The sequence below is a fragment of the Catenulispora yoronensis genome (assembly GCF_039531695.1).
In the GTDB taxonomy this organism is placed as follows: Bacteria; Actinomycetota; Actinomycetes; order Streptomycetales; family Catenulisporaceae; genus Catenulispora; species Catenulispora yoronensis.
Window position 1 is genome coordinate 101,986 of record NZ_BAAAQN010000036.1, and the last position, 21,970, is coordinate 123,955.

Below are 21,970 nucleotides of genomic sequence, written 5' to 3' on the forward strand. Positions count from 1 at the left end.
TTTAACGTATCGGCTATTTTCACAGCAATACCGGAGAAGCGTGTGCAACACGGAGGAAGCAGGCTGGGAGGAGAACGGGGTTGTCCGCGCCGCGGCGAACGGGAGGTGGCCGCGGCGAGCGATTAGTTGAGGGTGATCTATCGGGCGCAAGTCAGTCTGCTGAGCGCATCAAGGACCGGTCCCATCCGACGCGTCGATGCGATTCCCTCGCCCAGCTTGGAGTCCCTGCCTGCGGTTTCTCTGTGTTCTGTGCAGATTCTCACCGCGGATTCCCTTTCCCTGCGCGAGGTTTTCCACGACGGTCGGTCGTCGGCTGACCGTACCCATCCGATGGAGTAGAGGAGTAGGGAATGGCGTTCTCCGAACGTCTGCGCAGAATGGTTCCCGGCATCGCGGCGTTGGTGCTCGGAATCGCAATGGTCTTCATTTCGAATGCTCCGGTCAGCGCGACCGGGGCGGACGCGGCGGCCCGGGGCTTCTCCTTCCAGGAGAAGCCGATCGCTTATCCGCCCGGATACGACAGCCTGCCCCACCAGACCCTCCGGCAGGTGAACCCGGCCTACTACAAGATCCGGTCCTGGATCTCCTCGGTCGGCGCCGGCGTCGCCATCAACGACCTGGTCGGGCACGGGCGCGCGGACGCGATGTGCATCGTCGACACCCGCACCGACAAGGTGGTGGTGACCTACACGCCCACCGCCGTCGAGGCCGACCGGTTCACCCCGTTCCTGCTCGACCCGGCCCCGCTGCCCTACGACGCCTCCTCGATGGCGCCGATGGGCTGCACGCCGGGCGACTTCACCGGCGACGGCCGGATGGACCTGCTGGTCTCCTACTGGGGCCGGACCCCGGTGCTGTTCCTGGCCAAGTCGGACAGCACGTCGTTGTCGGCGAGCTCTTACAAGCCGGTGGAACTCGTGCCGGCGAGCAGCCCCGACGGCCTGTACCACGGCCCGCAGTGGAACACCAACGCCATCGCGGTCGGCGACTTCGCCGGGCACGGCCACCCGGACATCATCGTCGGGAACTACTTCCCGGACTCCGCGGTCCTGGACCCGCACGGGCAGAAGAACGTCCACATGCCCAACAGCCTGTCCAGCGCCAACAACGGCGGCGGCGCGCACGTGCTGCGCTGGGTCGGCGCCGACTCGGGCCCGGACCCGACCGCCGCCTACGTCGAGGACAAGGACGCCGTCCCGTTCCCGAACTCCGCGGGCTGGACGCTGGCCATCGCCTCGGCCGACCTGACCGGCACCGGGCTGCCCGACGTCTACGTGGCCAACGACTTCGGCCACGCTTTCATGCTGCACAACGTCTCCGACGGCAAGACCATCAAGTTCCAGACCGTCTTCGGCAAGCGCACGGCCACCACGCCGAAGTCGTTCGTGCTCGGCAACGGCTCGTTCAAGGGCATGGGCGTGGACTTCGCCGACCTGGACGGCACCGGCCGGTTCGACATGATGGTCAGCAACATCACCACCGCCTGGGGCCTGGAGGAGAGCAACTTCCTCTGGAAGAACCAGGCCGCTGACAACGCCGAGATGAAGAAGGACCTGGACTCCGGTTACGCGCCGTTCGTCCAGAAGGCCCAGCAGTACGGCGTGGCGTGGACCGGCTGGTGCTGGGACGTCAAGATGGCCGACTTCCTCAATAGCGGCACCCCGGAGATCCTCCAGACCGACGGCTTCGTCAAGGGCGACATCGACCGGTGGCCGTGGCTCCAGGAGATGGCCATGATGAACGACGACCTGCTGTCCAACCCGGCGATGTGGCCGAACGTCGGACCCGGCGACGACATCGCCGGCGACCAGGCGATGGCCTTCTACGCCCGCAACTCCGACGGCAAGTTCGTCGACGTCAGCAAGCAGCTCGGCCTGGACGTGCCCACGCCGACCCGCGGCGTGGCCATCGGCGACACCACCGGCACCGGCCGCCTGGACTTCGCGGTCTCCCGGCAGTTCGGGGCCCCGGCGTTCTACGCCAACACCGCGACCGCCCTCGGCGACTACCTCGACCTGCACCTGGTGCGGCCGTCCACGGACAACGCGGCGAACACCGGGCTGGAGGGCGCGGGCACCCCGGCCTACGGCGCCACGGTGACCGTGAAGACCGCCGACGGCCACACCCAGGTCTCGCAGCTCGACGGCGGCAGCGGCCACACCGGCAAGCGCAGCTTCGACGTGCACTTCGGCTTCGGCGGCTACATGGGCCCGGTCCAGGTGCACCTCGAGTGGCGCGACATCCAGGGGCAGCTGCACACGCAGGACACGCAACTCACCGAGGGCAGCCACACCCTGATGCTCTCCGGTAACGCACAGGAGGTTCCGGCGTCATGACTTCCACCGTCAGCCAGAGCACCGGAGGCGCGGCGTCCCGGCCGGCCGCCGGGCCGATCCCGGCGGCGCCCGCAAAACCCAAGGGCAACACTGATCCGCGCTATCTGGCGCTGCGCAACTTCGCGATATCGATCAGCATCTTCAACATCTTCGGCTACACCCTGCTGGGCTTCGAGCAGCCGTGGCTGTGGCCCTTCATCTCGGTGCTGTACGCGTACACGCTGGAGATCGGCTTCGAGATGATCAGCGCCTGGGCGCAGCGGCGGCCCCGGCGCTTCCTCGGCAACGGTATGCGGGGCCTGTACGAGTTCCTGCTCCCGGCCCACATCACGGCCCTGGCCTGCAACATGCTGCTGTACGGCAACGACCAGATCTGGCCGATCCTGTTCGCCGTCGGGGTCGGCGTCACCGGCAAGCACGCGCTCCAGGCGCCGGTCCAGGGCCGGATGCGGCACTTCATGAACCCGTCGAACTTCGGCATCACCATGACGCTGCTGGTGTTCGGCGGCACCTGGATGAGCATCGCGCCGCCCTATGAGTTCACCGAGAAGGCGAACACCTTCTTCCGCGTCATGATCATCGTCATCATCGCCACCGCCGGCACCGTGATCAATGCCCTGCTGACCAAGAAGACCCTGCTGATCGTGGGCTGGATGGGCGGCTTCTTCCTCCAGGCCGCGGTGCGGCACTGGATCTGGGACGTGGCGCTGTTCAACGCCTGGGGGCCGATGACCGGCGTGGCGTTCATCCTGTTCTCGAACTACATGATCAGCGACCCCGGCACCACGCCGTCCCGGCCGCGCAACGGCTTCATGTTCGGGGCCTCGGTCGCGACCGTCTACGGCGTGATGATGGTGTTCAACGTCGTCTACACCCTGTTCTTCGCCACGTCCTTCGTCTGCGCCGCGCGCGGCGCCGGCTGGTGGGTCGCCCACCTGCTCAAGAAGCGTAAGGCGGCCCGCGGCGCGCAGCCGATGGCGCCGCTGCCGTACGGCCGGGCGGCGCCGGCCGGCGCCGGGGCCGGGGCGGTGGCGACATGAGCGGCCGGATCGCCGTCGTCGGGGTGGCCTGCCGCTATCCCGACGCCGACTCCCCGCAGCAGCTCTGGGAGAACGTCCTGGCCGGGCGCCGCGCCTTCCGCGTGCTGCCGGACGAACGCATGCGCGCCGAGGACTACTACTCGCCGGACCCGGCCGCGCCGGACAAGTTCTACTCGCCCAAGGCCGCGGTCATCGAGGGGTTCGAATTCGACCGGGTGCGGCACCGCGTCGCCGGCAGCACCTTCCGCTCCACGGACATGACCCACTGGCTGGCCCTGGACACCGCGGCGCGGGCCCTGGCCGACGCCGGGTTCCCGGACGGCGCCGGGCTGTCCGGGCGGACCACCGGCGTGATCATCGGCAACACCCTGACCGGGGAGTTCACCCGGGCCAACGTCATGCGCCTGCGCTGGCCGTACGTGCGCCGCACGGTCGGCGCCGCGCTGCGCGCCAAGGGCTGGGACGACGCCGAGACCGGGACGTTCCTCGCCGACCTGGAGGGCCGCTACAAGGCGCCCTTCCCCGGCATCGACGAGGACACCCTGGCCGGCGGTCTGGCCAACACCATCGCCGGCCGGATCTGCAACCACTTCGACTTCGCCGGCGGCGGCTTCACCGTCGACGGCGCCTGCTCCTCCTCGCTGCTGTCCGTGGCCACCGCGTGCGACGCGCTGGCCGGCGGCCGCCTGGACGCCGCCGTGGCCGGCGGCGTGGACCTGAGCATCGACCCCTTCGAAGTGATCGGGTTCGCCAAGACCGGCGCCCTGGCCACCGGCGAGATGCGGGTCTACGACAAGCACTCCAACGGGTTCTGGCCCGGCGAGGGCTGCGGGATGCTGGTGCTGATGCGGGAGGCCGACGCTCTGGAGCGCGGCCTGGCCCCGTACGCCACCATCGCCGGCTGGGGCTACTCCTCGGACGGCAAGGGCGGCATGACCCGCCCCGAGGCCTCCGGGCACCGCCTGGCCATCGAGCGCGCCTACGCCGCCGCCGGGTTCGGCATCGACAGCGTCTCCTACCTGGAGGGCCACGGCACCGGCACCGCCGTCGGCGACGCGACCGAGCTGCGGGCCTTCTCCGAGGCCCGGCGGGCCGCCGACCCGGCGGCCGGCGAGCGCCCGGCGGCGATCAGCACCGTGAAGGGCAACTTCGGCCACACCAAGGCCGCGGCCGGGGTGGCCGGGCTGATCAAGGCCGTGCTGGCGGTCCGCCACCAGGTGATCCCGCCGGCCACCGGCCACGTCGACACCCATCCGGAGCTGGCCGGCGACCGCCCGGCGCTGCGGGTGCCGGACCGCGCCGAGCTGTGGCCGGCCGACCGGCCGGTGCGCGCCGCGGTGTCCTCGATGGGTTTCGGCGGCATCAACGCGCACGTCATCGTCGACCAGATCGCCGCCCCGGCGGTCGGCGGCCGGCGCGCGGACCTGGACGCGGACACCGCGCGCCTGGTCCGGTCCCGCCAGGACGCCGAGCTGCTGCTGATCGACGCGGCCGGGGTCGCCGAGCTGCGCGGCCGGATCGCGCAGGTCGCGGCGCTGTGCGGACGCCTGTCCTACGCCGAGGTCGGCGACCTGGCCGCCACGCTCCAGGCCGGGACCGCCGAGCGGCCGCTGCGCGCGGCCGTGGTGGCCGCCTCCCCGGAGGAGGCCGAGCGCAAGTTCAGCAAGCTGCTGACGCTGCTGGACGACGGCGCGCGGGCGGTGCTGGACCCGGCCGACGGCGTGTTCCTCGGCAGCTCCGCCACCCTGCCCCGGATCGTCTTCCTGTTCCCCGGCCAGGGCGCGGGGCGGCGCGGCGACGGCGGTGCGCTGCGGCACCGGTTCGCCGAGGTCGGCGCCCTCTACGAGGCCTGCGGGCTGCCCGTGACCGGCGACCTGGTCGCCACCGAGGTCGCGCAGCCGCGCATCGTCACCTCCTCGGCCGCGGGTCTGCGGGTGCTGAGCCGCCTGGGCATCGAGGCGGTCGGCGCGGCCGGCCACAGCCTCGGCGAGCTCACGGCGCTGCACTGGGCCGGGGCCCTGGACGAGGCCGGGCTGCTGGCCGCCGCCGCCGCGCGCGGCCGGATCATGGCCGCCGCCTCCGAGGGCGGCGGCGCCATGGCCGGCATCGTCGCCGGACCGGAGGAGGTCGAGCCGCTGCTGGCCGGTGAGCCGGTGGTGATCGCCGGGTACAACGGCCCGACCCAGACCGTGGTCTCCGGGCCCGCCGACGCCGTCGAGCGGGTCGGGAACCGGGCCGCCGAGCGCGGCCTGGACGTCGCCCGGATCGCCGTCTCCCACGCCTTCCACTCCGAGCTGGTCGCCCCGGCGGCCGAGGAGTTCCGGAGCTGGCTGGCCGGGCGCGGATTCAGCCCGCTGAGCCGCCGCGTGGTCTCGACGGTGACCGGGGCCGAGCCGGCCGCGGACGTCGACGTGGCGGAGCTGCTGGCCCGGCAGATCCGCGAGCCGGTGCACTTCGCCGCCGCGGTGGGCACCCTGGCCGCCGACGCCGACCTGCTCATCGAGGTCGGCCCGGGCCGGACGCTGCGCGGGCTGGCCGCGCAGATCGCGCCGGCGGTGCCGGTGGTGTCGATGGAGACCGACAGCCCGTCGCTGGCGGGGCTGCTCAGGACGGTCGCCGTCGCCTACGTGCTCGGCGCGCCGGTGCGCCACGGCGAGCTGTTCGCCGACCGGTTCACGCGGCCGCTGCCGCTGGACAAGGAGTTCTCGTTCTTCACCAACCCGTGCGAGGCCGCGCCCGCGGACATCCCGTCCGCCGACGCGATCGGCGGTGGTGCGCAGGACGGCCGGTCCGGGCTCGACATCCGGCTCGACGCCGCGCGCGGGGCCGACGCGGGCGCCGCGTCAGGCGCCGGGCCGGGTGGCGGATCGGCCGCCGGACCGGGCGCCGGCAGCGGGGAGAACCCGCTGGAGGTGCTGGTCCGCCTCGCCGCCGAGCGCGCCGAACTGCCGGTCGCCGCGGTGCGCGCCGACAGCAACCCGCTCGACGAGCTGCATCTGAGCTCGATCACGGTCGGCCAGATCGTCAACCAGGCCTGCCGCGAACTGGGCCTGGTCCCGCCGGCGGCCACCACGGCGTTCGCGACGTCGACCATCGCCGAGCTCGCCGCGATGCTGGAGGAACTCGGCGCCACGGCGCGCGAGGACGACCGGGAACGGCCGCGGGCCGCGACCGGCGTCGCGCCGTGGGTCCGGGCGTTCGCCGTCGACCTGGTGCCGGCCGAGGCCGGTCCGCCGGCGCCCGGTGCCGAGGACGAGACCGGTGGCGCCGGTGGCAGCGGCGGCAGTGGCAGTACCGGGGTCAGCGGTACCGCGACCGGCACCGCGAACACCAGCGACGAGTGGCGGCTGTTCGCCCCGGACCGGCACCCGCTGGCCACCGCGCTGCACGAGGCACTGCGCCGCGCCGGACTCGGCGACGGCGTCCTGCTGTGCATGCCGCGGTCGGCCGGCGAGGACGACGTGCAGATGATGCTGCGCGCGGCGCGCGCGGCGCTGGCGGCGGCCGACGCGGTCCGCTTCGTCGTGGTCGGCGAGCGGCGCGGCGCGGCCGCGCTGGCCAAGACGCTGCACCTGGAGGCGCCGTCCGTCGTGACGACCGTCGTCACGCTGCCGCTGCCGCTGGGCATGTCCGAGGCGCGGGCGGACCGCGCGGTGCACCGCATCGTCCGGGACGTGGCCGCCACCTCCGGCTTCAGCGAAGTGCACTACGACTCCGGCGGTCAGCGGCGCGTACCGGTGCTCAGGGCCCTGCCGGCGGGGCCGGCCGGCGCCACCGGGTCCGGGACCTCCGCCGGCCCGCTGGGCTCCGAGGACGTCCTGCTCGTCACCGGCGGCGGCAAGGGCATCACCGCCGAGTGCGCGCTGGACCTCGGCCTCCGCACCGGCGCCGCGGTCGGCCTGCTGGGCCGGTCCGACCCGGCCGAGGACGCCGAGCTCGCGGGCAACCTGGAGCGGCTGGCCGCGGCCGGCGTGCGATTCCACTACGCCCGCGCCGACGTCACCTCAGCGGACGAAGTCAAGGCCGCGGTCGAGGAGGTCCGCCGGACCCTGGGCCCGGTGACGGCGGTGCTGCACGGCGCCGGACGCAACGTCCCGGTGGCGCTGGTGAACCTGGACGAGGCCGCGTTCCGCCGCACCCTCGCGCCGAAGATCTCCGGCCTGGAGGCGGTGCTGTCCGCCGTGGACCCGGCCGGGCTGCGGCTGCTGGTCACCTTCGGCAGCATCATCGGCCGGGCCGGCCTGCGCGGGCAGGCCGACTACGCCGTCGCCAACGACTGGATGACCGACCTCACCCACCGGGTCGCCGAGGAGTTTCCCGGCTGCAAATGCCTGGCCCTGGAATGGTCCGTGTGGTCCGGCGCGGGGATGGGGGAGAAGCTCGGCGTCCTGGAGTCCCTGGTGCGCGAGGGCATCGAGCCGATCCCGGCCGAGGAGGGCGTGGCGCTGCTGTCCCGGCTCATCGCCGATCCGCAGGCGCCGACGGCGGTCGTGGTCATGGGCCGCGCCGAGGGGCTGCCCACCATCACCCTGGAGCCGGCCGAGGTGCCGCTGCTGCGGTTCCTGGACCGCGTCCAGGTGCACTACCCCGGCGTCGAAATGGTGGCGGACTGCGACCTGTCCGCCGACAGCGACGCCTATCTGGCCGACCACCTCCTGGACGGCGACCTGCTGTTCCCGGCGGTGTTCGGCATGGAGGCGATGACGCAGGCCGCTTCGGCGCTCGTCGGGACCGGCCGCACGCCGGTGCTGGAGGACGTCGAGTTCCTGCGGCCGATCGTGGTCCCGGTCGAAGGGGCCACCACCCTGCGGGTCGCGGTGCTGGCCGAGGGCCGGGACACGGTCGCCGCGGTGATCCGCAGCAGCGAGACCGGGTTCCAGGCCGACCACTTCCGGGCCACGCTGCGGTTCGGCGCGGACGCGCCCGACGGCGGCCCGGTGCCGCAGGCCGCTGCGAACCGCCTGCCGCTGGACCCGGCCGCCGAGCTCTACGGACCGGTGCTGTTCCAGGGCGCGCGCTTCCAGCGCCTGATCGGGTATCGGACGCTCACCGCGAAGCGGTGCGTCGCCGATCTGGCCAACCAGGCCGAGGCGGCGTGGTTCGCGCCGTTCGTCGCCGGGGAGCTGCTGCTCGCCGATCCGGGGACGCGCGACGCGGCCATGCACGCGATCCAGTGCTGCGTCCCGGACGCGACACTGCTGCCGGCCCGGGTCGAGCGCCTCCACCTGGCGGACCGCGAGGTCGCGCGTGAGCTGAAGACCGTCACTCTGCACGGCACGGAGCGGTTCCGCGACGGCGACACCTACGTGTGGGACGTCGACGTGCGGGACACCCAGGGCCGCCTGCTGGAACGGTGGGAGGGGATGACCCTGCGCGCCGTGCGGCGCCAGGACGGGACCGGACCGTGGCTGCCGCCGCTGCTGGGCCCCTACCTGGAACGGCGCGCGGAGACCGTGCTGCCGGCCGTGCTCCGAGGCGGAACGGCCGCCGGGTCCGAATCCGGGCCCTGGGACGGACCCGGGTCCGCGTCCGGGACCGGACCGGTGCCCGGCTCCGCGTCCCGCCTGCGCGTCGCCGTCCGCCCGGACGAGCCCGGCGAGGACAGCGACGTCGGCACCCGGCGGCGGCAGACCGCGGAAGCGGTCGGCTGGCTGCTCGGCACCGACGCCGGCGTGCGCTACCGGCCGGACGGCAAGCCGGAGACCGACGGCGCCGCCGTCTCCTCCGCGCACGGCGCCGGCCTGACGTTCAGCGTCGCCGGCACCGGTATCGCCGTGGCCTGCGACGTCGAGGCCGTGCAGGTCCGGACCGAGCAGGACTGGGCCGGACTGCTCGGCGAGGACGCGCTGGCCCTGGCCCGGCTGATCGCCGCCGAGTCCGGGGAGGGCCTGCCGACCGCGGCCACCCGGGTCTGGGGCGCGCTGGAGGCGCTGGGCAAGAACGGCCGGGCGCGCGCCGACCTCGTCGCCGACGGCGGGGCGCGCCCCGATCACTGGGTGGTGCTGCGCTCGGGCGGCGCGCGGATCGCGACGTTCGCGACGACGCTGCGCGACCGCTCCGAGCCGACGGTGTTCACCCTGCTCGTCGAGGAGAAGGAGTAACAGTGGAGGCCTACTACGAATACCGCCACTTGGTGGGTTTCGAGGAGACCAACCTGGTGGGCAACGTCTACTACGTCAACTACCTGCGATGGCAGGGCCGGTGCCGGGAGATGTTCCTGCGGGAGCGCGCGGCCGAGGTGCTCGACGACGTGCGGGAAGACCTGAAGCTGTTCACGCTGAAGGTGGAGTGCGAGTTCCTGGCCGAGCTGACGGCGTTCGACGAGCTGTCGATCCGGATGCGGCTGGAGGATCTGACGCAGACGCAGATCGGGTTCGCGTTCGACTACGTGAAGCTGGTCGACGGCCTGGAGGTGCTCGTCGCGCGGGGGCGGCAGCGGATCGCGTGCATGCGCGGGCCCAACGGCGACACGCGGCCGGCGAAGGTGCCGGAGGTGCTGCGGGAGGCGTTGTCGCGGTATCAGGTGTCGGCGTTGCGGTCCGGGGCCACGGCCGCGGCGGCTTCGGGCTCGACCTCGCCTTCGGCCGGCGCGAGATCCGGAGTGTCGCTCCTGGAAGGGTCCGCGCCATGAGGGGCGCCGGAACGACGGTGGCGGCGGACGCGGCCGAGGGCGCGCAGACCCCGGACGCGGCGGACGCGGACGGGACCGCGGCCGCCACTCCGGCGGAGCTGCGCGGCTGCTTCGGGATGTTCGCGACCGGGATCACGGTCCTGACCGCGGGCGGCGAGTCGCCCTGCGGGATGACGGCGAACTCGTTCACCTCGGTGTCCCTGGACCCGGCGCTGGTGCTGGTGTGCGTGCAGCACGACGCCGTGATGCACAAGGCCATCCTGAGCGAGGAGAAGTTCGCGATCTCGGTGCTGGCCGCGCACCAGGAGGCGGTCGCCCGCCGCTTCGCCGACCGCACCCGGCCGCGGGGCCGGCGCGAGTTCGAGGGCGTCCGCTGGCGCCCCGGCGCGCTGACCGGGGCCCCGCTGGTCGCCGACACGCTGGCCTGGATCGAGTGCGGCCTGGCGGCCGTGCACGACGGCGGGGACCACTCGATCTTCGTCGGGTCGGTGCTGGACACGGGGAGGGCCGAGGCCGGGGACGCGCTGCTGTTCTTCCGCGGCAAGTACCACCGGCTGGAGCCGCAGAGCCACGACAGGGACGGCGCCGCCACGCGTGGCGGCGCCGGGGACTCAGCGTAGGGGTGCACTGATGTCCCACAGGGCTGAGCGGCCCGGCGTGATGCCGGGCCGCTCGGTCGTTCTCGGTCGTTCTCGGTCCTGCTCGGTCGTTCTCGGTTGTGGCTCGGTCGTGGCTTGATCGGGCTCGGGGTTCGGGTTCTGCGATCCGGCCGGCTAGCCGAGGCCGCCGGTGCGGGGGATCCAGGCACCGATGTGCCGCGCCGCGCTGAAGGCCGCCCAGGAGGTCAGCTGAATCAGAGCTTTGTCGGACCTGCCGGAACTGCCGGAGCCGCCGGAGCTGCCCGAGCTGCCGAAAGCGGGCGCGACAAAGTCCGCGAGGGTGTCGGCGTCGATCCGCCACGAGGCGACGGCCACCAGGAGCGCGAGCCGGCCCGCCGGGCGGTCCGCGGGCGGCAGCTCCGCGACGGCCTCGTCCAGCCAGCCGCGGCCCAGGCCCGGCGGGCGGCCGTCCCAGGACTTCAGGACGCGAGGAAGCAGGTCGGCGACGGAGCCGGGGACGGCCTCGTCCCGGGCCTCGTCGACGGCGCGCGCCGCCCGCGCGAACGCGGCGGCGACGGCGGGGTTCCCGGCGGCCCAGGCCAGGTCGGACGGCAGTTCGGCGTCCGGCAGCAGGTCGGCCGACGTGCCCGGCGCGATGGCCCGGCGGGACGCGCGGCGCATCAGGGTGCCCAGGACCCGCGCCACCATGGGCAGCGAGGAGCGGGGCACGTTGTCCGGCATCGGGGCGTCGGGCAGGAACACGTTGACCATGCGGTTGAGGTAGTGGAAGACCACTGCCACGCCGATCAGCTCCGGCGCCTGCACCGAGGTGAACGGCGGCGTCAGCGGCGCCGCGGTGTCGCGCACGGCGCTGTCGCGCGCCCAGGTGGCGATCGCCCGCAGGTTCGGGTCGGCGACGGCGTCGAAGTGGTCCTGCGCGATGGCCTCGGCGTCCCGGCCGCGGGTCAGGCTGTTGACCGTCGCGGTGTGGACGGTGACGCAGTAGGGGCAGGTGTTCGCGAGCGAGACCGCCGAGGCCGCGGCTTCTTTGACGGCGCGGTCGGCCAGGCCGTCGGCGACGAGGGCCTCGCGCAGCGTCAGCCAGCTCGCGGCGAGCAGCTCCGGCGCCGGTGCGTGCAGGGCCAGCGGCGGGGCCAGGACGCCGAAGTCGCGCTCCATTTCGGCGTAGACGCGCGCGACCAGCGGCGGTGCGGCCCGGACGGTGACCGGGGTGACGTGCCGGACTTGCGCGAGCGCGGTCCGGCGCAGGGCCGATCGGAAGGGGAGGGTGCTGCTCATCGTCATCTCCTTCGGCGTCTTCCCCTTGATTCTTGGGCGGGGTGCGGGCCGGGGGCACCTTCGAGACTGCGTGCGGCCGGGATCGGGGGCCGGCGGGATCCGCACAGTGGGAGATGGCCCGGCGGAGCCGCGCGCCGATACTCGTCAACGACCCCAAATGTGCTGCTTCGCCCGTGAAAGGGCGGGGAGGGACCGGAGCGATGACGACGATGCAGGACGTTTACACCGACCTGGCCGCGGAGGCCGACGAGCTCGACGCGCTGGTGTCCGGGCTGGACGAGGAGGAGTGGAACCGCGCCACGCCGTCGCCGGGCTGGACGGTCGGCCACCAGATCGCCCACCTGGCGTTCATCGCGCACCTGGCGTGGGCGGCCGCCGCCGACCAGGAGCAGTTCCAGCGGCTCGCCGCGCAGGCGAAGGCTGATTTCCAGGGCTCGGTGGACGCGGCGCTGGAGGAGTACACGGCGGGCGGCCGGGCCGAGACGCTGGCCCGGTGGCGCGCGGAGCAGGCGGCGGCGACGAAGGCGCTGGCGGCGGTGCCGGCCGACCAGGTGGTGCCGTGGCTGGTGAACCCGCTGCCGCCGTCGATCCTGGCGGCGGCGGGGCTGATGGAGCTGTTCGGGCACGGGCAGGACGTGTACGACGCGCTCGGGGTGGAGCGGGTGCCGAGCGACCGGATCGGGCACTTGGCCTTCTTCGGCGCGCGGACCAGGGACTTCGGGTACCTGGCGCACGGGATCACGCCGCCGGAGGGGGAGTTCCGGTTCGAGCTGGCGGCGCCGAGCGGCGCGGTGTGGAAGTTCGGGCCGGAGGACGCGGCCGACCGGGTGGTGGGGCCGGCGCTGGACTTCTGCCTGCTGGTGACGCGGCGGCGGCATCACGCGGATCTGGCGTTGGCGGCCGAAGGGGACGAGGCGAAGCGGTGGCTGGAGATCGCCCAGGCGTTCCGGGGACCGGCCGGCGAGGGGCGCAGGGCCGGGCAGTTCCGCTGAGTGGTGGGTGGCGCGAAGGGCGGTGGTCGAGCGCGAGCACATCGCAGCTCGCTGAGTAGGCGCGCGATCGGGGCAAGTCAGTGCCCGGCGACGGTCAGGACTCCGTGGCCAGGAATTCCAGGGCCGTCGCGATGTTCTGTGACATCTCGCCCATGCTGTCCAGGGTCAGCCGGTTCTCGCTCCACGCGGCGAACTCCTCCCGCCGCCGCTGCACCGCCTCCCAGGTCGGCTCGAAGAAGCCCTCGATGTTCCGCGACCGGCCCTCCAGCCGGCGGCGATGCGTTTCCGGGTCCGAACACACCACCTCGACGAACACCAGTGGCACGGCACGACGGGATGACAGCGACCGCCACTGCTCCCGCGCCTCCTCCACCGCGTTGACCGCGTCGACGATCACCGTCTGGCCCAGGGCCAGCACGCCGTCGGCCACGGTCTCGGCGACCACGTACGCGGCCAGGCCGGTGGGCTGGCTGCGAGCCACTCCCGCACGCCACAGCGCGGCCTCGATCGGATCCACCGACACCACCGGAGCGGCCAACGTCCGCCCCAGCTCCTCGGCGAGCGAACTCTTTCCCGCGCCGGGAAGCCCGGCCATCGCGATCAGCATGGGCCCAGCGTCGCATGCTCGACGCGCCAGTGCGGTCCGCCGATTTCTCGGCGGACCGCACTGGCTGTGTTCCGGCTGTTCCGATCGCGCCGGCTGTTCCGGCTGTTCCGACGGTTCTGGCTGTTCTGGCCGCGCCGACCGCGCCGGCCGCGGTGGGTGTGCTACTCGGCGGCGCTGACCCGCATCGGCAGCCCGCCCCGCACCCGCAGCGACAGCATCGGCTCGGGCACCACGCGGTATCCGGGCTCGGTCGCCAGGCGCAGCTCCCGCGCGACCATGGCCAGGACGAACGCCGCCTCCATCATCCCGAGGTTGTTCCCGACACAGAACCTTGGTCCGGCGCCGAAGGGGATGTAGGCGTAGCGCGGGCGGTCGTGCTTCGTGCCGGGGTCGAACCGCTCCGGGTCGAAGCGGTCGGGCCGGTCCCAGAACGCCGGGTGGCGGTGCATCGTGTACGGGCACACCACGACGTCGGAGCCGGCCCGGACGCGGTGGCCGCCGAAGGTGTCGTCGCCCTGGGCGATCCGGCCCAGCATCCACACCGGCGGGTAGAGGCGCATGGTCTCCTCGATCACCATCGAGGTGTACTTCAGGCGGTTCAGGTCCTCGAAGGTCGGCAGGCGGTCGCCCAGGACCTCGGTGGCCTCGTGGTGCACGCGCTCCCAGGCCCAGGGGTTGCGGTGCAGGAGGTGGAAGGCCCAGCTCAGGGTGCTGGCCGTGGTCTCGTGGCCGGCCAGCAGCAGGGTGACGAGCTCGTCGCGCATGCGCAGGTCGCGGATGCGGGAGTCGGTCTCCTGCCGGGTGGAGAGCATCAGGCGGGACAGGACGTCCTGGCCGTCGGCGCCTTCGGGGCGGGCGGCCCGTTCCGTGGTCAGGGCGTCGACGACGCGTTGCAGCTCGCGGCGCGCGCGGCGGAAGCGCAGCTGCTTGGGCAGGGGGAGCCAGGCCGGGACCATGCTCAGGGTCACGACGTCGAACATGGCCTGGTCCTGCATCGCCTCGAACGAGGCGCCGATGCCCTCGTGCATGCCGAGGTCGGCGTCGAGCAGGGCGCGTCCGAGGACGCCCAGGGTCAGGCCGGTCATCTGGTGCATGACGTCGACCGGTCCGCCGCCGATGTGGCCCCGCAGCCGCTCGACCAGGCCGGCGGCCTCCTGGGCCACGGCCGGGGCCTGCTGGGAGATGCGCTTGGCCTGGAACGCCGGCTGGATGGCGGAGCGCTGCTTGCGCCACAGCTCGCCCTCGCTGGTGAGCAGGCCGTCGCCGAGGGCGCGGCGGGCCTGGACCAGGCCGATGCCCTTGTGGTAGTTCGCGTTGTTGTCGGCCAGGACGTGCTTGGCGTAGTCGGGGTGGTTGACGAAGTAGAGGGACTTCGGGCCGATGGCGATGCGCACGGCGTCGCCGTAGCCGTCGGCCGCGGTCTTCATCAGGGCCAGGCGGTCGCGCATCAGCTTCCACACCAGGCCCGGGGTCTGGGTCCGGGGCGGGCCGGGCCAGGGCCGGGCGGCGGGCTCGGCGGGGGCCAGGTTGGTCGCGGTCATCGTCAGCTCCCCTGGTGCGCGGCGACGGCGTCGGCGATGCGGCGCCGCCAGATCTCGTAGGCGGGGACGGTGTCCTCGGCGGCGGGCCGGGCCTTGCGGCACAGCTCAGTGGCCTGCTTCGGGGTCATCCCGCAGAAGACCTCCAGGGCCAGCTCGGTGTGCGGGACCACCAGGCCCGCCTCGTAGCGGGCGGTGGCGGCGAAGGCGGCGCCCTGCGCGACCTGGAGGCGGTGGCGGCCGGCGCGGTTCCAGAACCGGCGCAGCTCCTCCTCGTCGACGCCGCCGGCGTAGGTGGCGGCCAGCCCGGCGCCGGCGTAGAGGTCGGCCTGGCGGTCCGGCGCGAAGTCCTCGATGGTGTCGGCGACCAGGTCCGGGTCGGTGCCGCGGACGAACCACAGCGCGCGGCCGACGCCCTGGTCGATGGCGCGCGGCGCGTACCAGGCGTGCTCGCCGCCGGGCCACGGGAAGCGGGTGTGGAGGTACTGCTGCCGGACGTAGCGGTCGGTCTTGAAGTACGCCTGGTGGAAGCCGTAGCCGTCCAGGACCAGCCAGCGCATCAGCGGGTCGTCGACGACGAACCGGCGCCAGCGCGGGCGCGGCAGGCGGGCCATGGCCCAGCCCAGGCCGACCCAGGCCATGTACTCGTGCTGTGCGGCGCGGCCGGCCAGGAAGCGGGCGAAGTGGTCCGACCGGCCGACCGGGAGGCCGTCGCGGACGGCGAAGCCCATGCCGGCGCCCTCGTAGGCGAAGCCGCGGAAGCGGACCGGGATCTGCTCCAGGCCAGCTTCGGCGTCGGTCGGGGTGCGGGCCTCGGCGGCCAGGGCGTAGCCGGTGAGGAAGACCTCGCCGACGCGTTCCAGCAGCGCTTGGGAGTCCGGGTTCTTCACGTGGAAGCCGCGCTCGGACATCAGCACGGCCTTGGTGTTCGGGGTCAGGACGCGGCGCCTGAGCGCCCGCAGCGTGTCGCGCACGGTTCAACTCCTCGGTTGCGGGGACCCGGGCCGGCCGGCGGGGCCCGGGGACGCGGTGAAGTGCTCGCGGATGCGGCGCCGCCACAGCTCGTAGGCGGGCTCGGCCGGCGTGCCCTCGCCGTGCGGCACCTCGGTGCGGTCGGCGAGGTCCACGGCCTGGTCGACGGACAGGCCGGTGAGGACCTTCGCGGCGGCCTCGGTGGCCGGCGGCACGTGGCCGGAGAAGTGCCGGCCCTTCACGGCCAGCACCGCGCCCAGGCTCACCTCGGCCCGGTGCTCGGCGGCGCCGTCCAGCAGCGTGGCCAGCTCGGTGGCTTCGCAGCCCCCGGCGAACGCCGCGGCCAGGCCGGTGCCGCTGAACAGGTCGGCCTGGCGCCGGGGGTCGAAGCGCCGCACCGCCGCGACGGTGCGGTCCGGGCGGCCGCAGTGGATGAACCACAGGGCCCGGCCGATGCCGAAGTCGACGGCGCGCGGGAAGTAGTCCGGCGAGCCGTCCCAGGCGTACGGCTTGGGCGTGCGCTGCCGGTCCACCCAGCGGCGGGTGGCGAAGTAGGCCAGGTCGAAGCCGTAGCCGTCGACGGCGAACCAGCTCATGGTCGGGTAGAAGGCCGACCCGGCGAGGTCCGGCAGCACGTTGCGCCACAGCGGCCGCGGCAGGTGCGACATCGCGAAGCCGATGCCGATGTAGGTCAGGAAGATGTGCGGCTGCCCCGGGCCCAGCAGCAGGTCGCGGGTACGGTGCCCGCGGCCGCCGGCCATCGCGTCCCGGATGGTGCAGGCCATCGCGGCGCCCTCGTAGGCGAAGCCCCGCAGCGCGATGTCGACCAGCTCCAGCCGCTGCTCCAACTCGCGCTGGGTGCGGGTCTCGATGCCCCATTCGAAGCCGCACACCACCGAGCGCGGGATGGCCTGCAGGTGTTCGGCGGCGTCGGGGGGACCGGCCGGGAAACCCCGCTTGGCGAACCCCACCTTCGCGAACGAGGGGGTGAGCGCGAGGCGACGCAGGGTACCCAACAAGGCCGGCACAGAAGGCTCCCAGATGCCCGTGCGGCGCGAGAGCGGCGGCCGCGGAGCGGAAATCGGTCTTTATCAGGATGCTGCGTGCATCGGCGGCGGGTCTTCTCCCGCCGTGCGCCGGTGGGCGCCGGCTGTGAGGCCCGGCACCAGGGCCTGTCGGTCGCCGGTCGCGTGCGGGTCCCGGGTCGCGTGCGGGTTCCCGGCCGCGTGCGGGTCCCCGGTCGCGTGCGGGTCCCGGGCCGCGCGCCGGTCCCGGGCCCGCCGGATCGAGGCTGCGCCGGCCTCGGCGTCGTCGCCGGCGCCGGACATCAGGCCCCGCAGCTGCGACTCGAAACAGGTGTCGGCGTCGTAGGGCGCGGTCAGGTAGCCGCCCAGCTCCAGGGTCACCAGGCCGTGCAGGGCGATCCACATCCGGTGCGCGGCCAGCAGCGGGTCCGGCTCGGAGAACCGGCCGGCCCGCACGGCCCGGGCGACCGCATCGACCAGGATGTCCAGGGTGTAGCGGCCGTGTTGGCGGTCGGCCTCGGTGAGCGAGAACCCGACGAGCGTGGCGCCGCCGAACATCACCGCGTACAGGTGGCTGTGCTCCAGCGCGTTCTCCCGGTAGGCGATGCCGAGCTCGGCGACGTCCGCGACCGGGTCCGCGGAGGCGCCGACCTCGCCCATCCGCGCGGCCAGGTGCCGGAAGCCCTCGTGGACCAGGGTGCGCACCAGGTCGTCCATGCCGCTGAAACGGGTGTAGACGGCCATCGTGGAGGTGCCGACCGCGGCGGCCAGCTTGCGGGTGGTCAGGGCCGAGGGGCCCTGCTCGGCGAGGAGCCGGGCCGCGGCCTCCAGGAGATTCGCGCCCAGCTCGGGGTCGGCGCGGCGGGGGCTCATCGGGACGCTCCGGGGGTGGTTTCGGGGGGTGTTGCGGGGGTGGTTCTGGGGGTCGTTCCGGGGGTGGTTGCGGGGGCGGCTGTGGGGGTGGTTGTGGGGGTGGTTGTGGGGGTGGTTGCGGGAGTGGCTGTAGGGGTGGTGGTGGAGGTGGCTTCGACAAGGGGCATCAGTGTTCGCATCCGCCGTTCGGTAACTGTGGTCCGCCGGTCCCCGGCTCGTCGTGCCGATCCGTGCTCCCGGTCCGCCTTGACAGAGTCCTGAGGTGCCTCGACCATAAGCCATAACACAGTTATGTAACAGGGGTTATGTAACGCTGATATGAATCGCAGGACCTGCTGATGAGCGGACCCGGAACCCGCACCGCCGCCCCGACCGGCCTGGCCCGCCCCACGGACTGGGGCGGCTACCGGCCGGTCGCCGAGGAAGTCAGTGTCTTCGCCCTCGATCTCGATGTCGTCGGGGTGCTGCCGCCGGAGCTGGACGGCACGGTGTTGCGGATCGGGCCCAATGCGCTGGCGGCGTCCGGGGGTGTCGGTGATGCCGGCGGTCCCGGCCGGCGTCACGCGTTCACCGGCGACGCCATGGTCCACGGCCTGCGGCTGCGCTCCGGCCGGGCCGAGTGGTACCGCAACCGCTGGATCCGCACCGACCGGGTCTGCCGCGCGCTCGGTGCGCTGCCGACGCCCGGACCGCGCCGTGGACTGTCGGACAACGCCAACGACAACATCGTCCGGCACGCCGGACGGACCCTGGCGCTGGGGGACGGCGGTGTGCTGCCGGTGGAGCTGTGCCCGGAGCTGAACACCATCGCCCGGTCGGATCTGGACGAGACGCTGCCGGACGGTTTGTGCGCGCACCCGGAGCGCGACGCCGTCACCGGGGAGCTGCACGCGGTTTCCTATCTGCCGGGTAGGAATTTCGTGCAGTACCTGACGATCGACGTCGCCGGGCGGGTCCGGCGGTGCGCGCCGATCGAGCTTGGCCGGTCGCCGATGATGCATGCGTTCTCGTTGACCGGGCGGCATGCGGTGGTCTACGACCTGCCGGTCGTGCACAGCGTGGCCGCGGCGGCCGGTGGTAGCCGGGTGCCGTATGCGTGGGACGACGCGCTTGGCGCGCGCCTCGGGGTGCTGCCGGTCGACGGGTCCACGGCTGAGGTCCGTTGGCTCGACGTCGATCCCTGCTACGTGTTCCATCCGGTGAACGCTTACGAAAGCGCATCAGGGATCGTCGTCGACGTGATCCGGCACGAGCGGGTCTTCGACGCCGACCGGCTCAGTCCCGGGGAGTCGCGGCCGGTGCTGTGGCGGTGGTCGCTGGACCTGGCGCGTGGGCTCGTCGAAGAACGTCAGCTCGCTGATACGGTTGAGGAGTTTCCCCGTATTGACGAGCGGTTCAAGGGCGCGTCGCACCGGTTCTCGTTCGGGGTTTCGATGTGCTCGGGGACCGGTGGCGTCCTGGCCGGTCCGGCGCTGGTGCGGCATGACACGTGGACCGGTGGAGTCGAGCTCCACCGGTTCGGGCCGGGGCGGCAGGCGGGGGAGGCGGTGTTCGTGGCGCGCTCCGAGGACGCCCCGGAGGGCGACGGCTGGCTGCTGAGTTTCGTCTACGACGCCGCCGACGACCGCAGTGACCTGGTCGTCGTCGACACCGCCGACTTCACCGGCGCGCCGGCGGCCCGGGTGCGGCTGCCGGTGCGGGTGCCGCACGGCTTCCACGCCGGGTGGATCCCGGCGCTGTGATCCGCCGGTCCGCGACCGGCGGACGCGGGGCTGTGTGAGGGCTCTGCGAGGGCTCCGTAACGGCTCTGTGATGTGAACTCTGACCCGATTCGGTGTTCGGGAACACGATGCGTGGGTATTCGCCGTGTCGGTGCACCTTGTGCGTGAAGGTGTATCTATTGCGGTTTACCCCAAGGCTCGGATATGGTTCCGCTTCGATGGAGAATAAGACCTTATATTCCTGTCTGTGTGATGACCCGGGGAGGGCGGCCTTTCGGCGACCCGATGACGGCCCGAGCGGCCGCCCCAGCGGCGGCCCGAGCGGCGGCCTCAGCAGCGGCCCAGGACGGCCGCGAAGACGAAGACCCAGGCGATGACCCATGTGACGGCCGGTGGCGACCCGCGCCGAACGGGGGCCGGTAGGCATACCAGGATCGAGGCTCGGCCAGGCCCGTGCCCGTGACCGGCGCCGCGCGCACCCCGCGCGGCCGGTGCGGCGCGGGACCGGCCGGCCGATCACCATGGAAAAGAGGATCATGCAATCTGCGGTGGAGCGTGCCATCGCCGAGATGTGGGACCGCTACAACGAGCCGCTGTCCCTGTCCGAGTTGGCCGACGCTGCGATCCTGAGCCGGTTCCACTTCTCCCGGATCTTCCGGTCGTACACCGGCACGTCGCCGTGCCGGTTCCTGGCGGCAGTACGCCTGTCCAAAGCGAAGGACATCCTGTTGGAGTCCTCACGCAACGTCACCGACATCGCCTACGAGGTCGGATACAACAGCCTGGGTACCTTCACCAGCAGGTTCACCAAGAGCGTCGGCGTCTCGCCGGCGCGCTACCGTCAACTCTCCCGGATCGGCATCCCCGCCCCGCTGGCCGCCCCGGTGCCCGGAGCCGACGGCGCCGTCCGCGGTCTGCTCACCATGCCGCGCAGCGCGATGGGAACGCCCCTGCGTGTCTACGTCGGAGCCTTCGATTCCCCCATCGCGCAGGGCATGCCCGCGGCCTGCGACGTCCTCGACGCCCCGGGCATGTACCGCTTGCCCGGCATCCCCGACGGCCAGTGGTACATCCGCGGTGCGGCGGTGGCGCTCAGCGGCGTCGATCCGCGTCCTTGGGTCCGCAAACCCCTCTTCGTCGGCGCCGCCGATCCGGTACGCGTACGCCACGGCGTCGTCGAGGTGGACCTGGGACTACACCCGGTCGGCCCCCTGGACCTGCCGGTACTGGTAGCGCTACCGGAACTGGACGGCGGGGTACTGCCCCAGCCCGCCGCGGCCGTGCCGGAGCGATTGACTGTCGAGGCGATGGCGTCGCCGTTCCGGTGAGGCGCTACGCCTGAGGCACCCGGGACCGGAGCGTCTCGGGTGTCGAAGGGGGCGGCCAGATACCTCGGCGCGCGATGTCCGATTCCCCCCGACGGCTCCGACCTACGGATGGGAGCGTCCAAGCCGGGCGCCGATCGTGAGGAGCCGAACTGTGAAGTACATGCTGATGATCATCCTGAACCCCAAGGCCAACGCGGCACTGACCGAGGAGCAGCAGGCCGAGGTCGGCGCGGCCCACGGACGCCTGATCGAGGCCACCCAGACCGCCGGCGAGTTCGTGACCATGCAACCGCTCGCCGAGCCGGCCCAGACGACGGTGGTCCGCGTCCGCGACGGCGAGACGGTCGCCTCCGACGGCCCCCTGGTGGAGGCGGAGGAGTTCTTCGGTGGCTACTACGTCTTCGACGTAGCGAGCAAGGACCGCGCCATCGAGCTCGCCGCCTTGATCCCCGACGCACAGTGGTCCGCTGTCGAGGTCCGGCCGTTCCTTGAGCTGCCTGAGTAGGGCGGGGCGAGGCGGGGCTGAGGTGGTGTTTTGATCTGGGCTGGCGGCGGGCGGCGGTGGGAGGGACGGCCGTCGCTGGCCCGGTGGTGGTGGGCCATAAGACAAAATCTTGAGAGTAAAAGTCAAAGTCAAGAGCTGGGTAAGGCAGGCGCCTCCGGCGAGGGCCTCGGATCCCTCGGAGAACTGGCGCCAGCTCCATAGGTGGGTCTGGCTAGTCCCTGCGCTGGCGGTTGGTGAGGTGGGGGTTTGTTCCCCTCGGTCACGTCGGCAGCCCTACGGGTACAGCACCGCCGCCCAGGTATCAAGTCCATGCCGGAACCTTGTTGTCCTAGCGCTGCGGTTGCGCTTGCATGAACTTGACACCTGGTCGGCGGTACCAGGGCTTCTGCGTTCTCGTCTGGTGGTACGAGTTTGTCGGCCTGGGGCGTGGCCGGTGTGATTTTCGCAGAGTCTTGATGAAAGCGGGCACGGACCCTGATGATCGAGGTTCTCGAAGCCATACGA

At 72.7% G+C, this 21,970-nt stretch carries 15 protein-coding genes; 9 read left to right on the forward strand and 6 right to left on the reverse strand.

All coding sequences use genetic code 11. The annotated features are described in order from the left end of the window. Nucleotides 1–350: 350 nt before the first annotated feature. Genes ABD481_RS26730 through ABD481_RS26750 form a run of 5 tightly spaced genes read left to right on the forward strand, consistent with a single transcriptional unit; the run spans nt 351 to nt 10,627 of the window. Nucleotides 351–2,336, forward strand: coding sequence for a CRTAC1 family protein (locus tag ABD481_RS26730; protein ID WP_344668512.1), 1,986 nt, complete (start codon nt 351–353; stop codon nt 2,334–2,336). Next, nucleotides 2,333–3,376 (forward strand): hypothetical protein, encoded by a 1,044-nt coding sequence (locus ABD481_RS26735; RefSeq protein WP_344668513.1) that lies wholly within the window; start codon nt 2,333–2,335, stop codon nt 3,374–3,376. Before ABD481_RS26730 ends, ABD481_RS26735 begins: the two co-directional genes overlap by 4 nt. Further along, nucleotides 3,373–9,477 (forward strand): type I polyketide synthase, encoded by a 6,105-nt coding sequence (locus ABD481_RS26740; RefSeq protein ID WP_344668514.1) that lies wholly within the window; start codon nt 3,373–3,375, stop codon nt 9,475–9,477. The genes ABD481_RS26735 and ABD481_RS26740 overlap by 4 nt, the downstream gene beginning before the upstream one ends. Before the next feature lie 2 nt (nt 9,478–9,479). After that, nucleotides 9,480–10,007 carry an acyl-CoA thioesterase gene (locus ABD481_RS26745; protein WP_344668515.1) on the forward strand — a complete coding sequence of 176 codons (528 nt, stop codon included), beginning with the start codon at nt 9,480–9,482 and terminating at the stop codon, nt 10,005–10,007. Then, nucleotides 10,004–10,627: a flavin reductase family protein gene (locus ABD481_RS26750; protein WP_344668516.1), complete on the forward strand. Its 624-nt coding sequence runs from the start codon at nt 10,004–10,006 to the stop codon at nt 10,625–10,627. Before ABD481_RS26745 ends, ABD481_RS26750 begins: the two co-directional genes overlap by 4 nt. Before the next feature lie 153 nt (nt 10,628–10,780). On the opposite strand, the gene ABD481_RS26755 is transcribed toward ABD481_RS26750, so the two are convergent. Further along, entirely contained in the window at nt 10,781–11,905 is a 1,125-nt protein-coding gene (locus ABD481_RS26755; RefSeq protein ID WP_344668517.1) for a carboxymuconolactone decarboxylase family protein, read from the reverse strand. Nucleotides 11,906–12,105: 200 nt separating this feature from the next. Here ABD481_RS26755 and ABD481_RS26760 point away from each other — a divergent pair, with 200 nt between their 5' ends. Next, a complete protein-coding gene (locus tag ABD481_RS26760) occupies nt 12,106–12,897 on the forward strand; it encodes a TIGR03084 family metal-binding protein (protein WP_344668518.1) in 792 nt (263 codons plus the stop codon). A gap of 94 nt (nt 12,898–12,991) precedes the next feature. Here the strand turns inward: ABD481_RS26760 and ABD481_RS26765 are convergent, their stop codons facing one another. The 5 genes from ABD481_RS26765 to ABD481_RS26785 all read right to left on the reverse strand — a co-directional run bounded on the left by ABD481_RS26765 (nt 12,992) and on the right by ABD481_RS26785 (nt 17,912). Then, nucleotides 12,992–13,504, reverse strand: a complete 513-nt coding sequence (locus ABD481_RS26765; RefSeq protein ID WP_344668519.1) for a P-loop nucleotide/nucleoside kinase family protein — start codon at nt 13,502–13,504, stop codon at nt 12,992–12,994. A 161-nt stretch (nt 13,505–13,665) separates the two neighbouring features. Continuing rightward, nucleotides 13,666–15,045 carry a cytochrome P450 gene (locus ABD481_RS26770; RefSeq protein WP_344668520.1) on the reverse strand — a complete coding sequence of 460 codons (1,380 nt, stop codon included), beginning with the start codon at nt 15,043–15,045 and terminating at the stop codon, nt 13,666–13,668. Between the two features lie 2 nt (nt 15,046–15,047). Continuing rightward, nucleotides 15,048–16,016, reverse strand: coding sequence for a DUF1702 family protein (locus tag ABD481_RS26775; RefSeq protein ID WP_344668521.1), 969 nt, complete (start codon nt 16,014–16,016; stop codon nt 15,048–15,050). A gap of 3 nt (nt 16,017–16,019) precedes the next feature. Then, nucleotides 16,020–17,042, reverse strand: a complete 1,023-nt coding sequence (locus ABD481_RS26780) for a DUF1702 family protein (RefSeq protein ID WP_344668522.1) — start codon at nt 17,040–17,042, stop codon at nt 16,020–16,022. Nucleotides 17,043–17,105: 63 nt separating this feature from the next. After that, a complete protein-coding gene (locus ABD481_RS26785) occupies nt 17,106–17,912 on the reverse strand; it encodes a TetR-like C-terminal domain-containing protein (protein WP_344668523.1) in 807 nt (268 codons plus the stop codon). Between the two features lie 338 nt (nt 17,913–18,250). Here ABD481_RS26785 and ABD481_RS26790 point away from each other — a divergent pair, with 338 nt between their 5' ends. The 3 genes from ABD481_RS26790 to ABD481_RS26800 all read left to right on the forward strand — a co-directional run bounded on the left by ABD481_RS26790 (nt 18,251) and on the right by ABD481_RS26800 (nt 21,466). After that, a complete protein-coding gene (locus ABD481_RS26790) occupies nt 18,251–19,654 on the forward strand; it encodes a carotenoid oxygenase family protein (RefSeq protein ID WP_344668524.1) in 1,404 nt (467 codons plus the stop codon). 515 nt (nt 19,655–20,169) lie between these two features. Next, nucleotides 20,170–20,961: a helix-turn-helix transcriptional regulator gene (locus ABD481_RS26795; protein WP_344668525.1), complete on the forward strand. Its 792-nt coding sequence runs from the start codon at nt 20,170–20,172 to the stop codon at nt 20,959–20,961. 160 nt (nt 20,962–21,121) lie between these two features. Next, complete coding sequence (locus ABD481_RS26800; RefSeq protein WP_344668528.1) at nt 21,122–21,466, forward strand: YciI family protein; 345 nt, start codon at nt 21,122–21,124, stop codon at nt 21,464–21,466. The last annotated feature ends 504 nt before the right edge of the window (nt 21,467–21,970 follow it).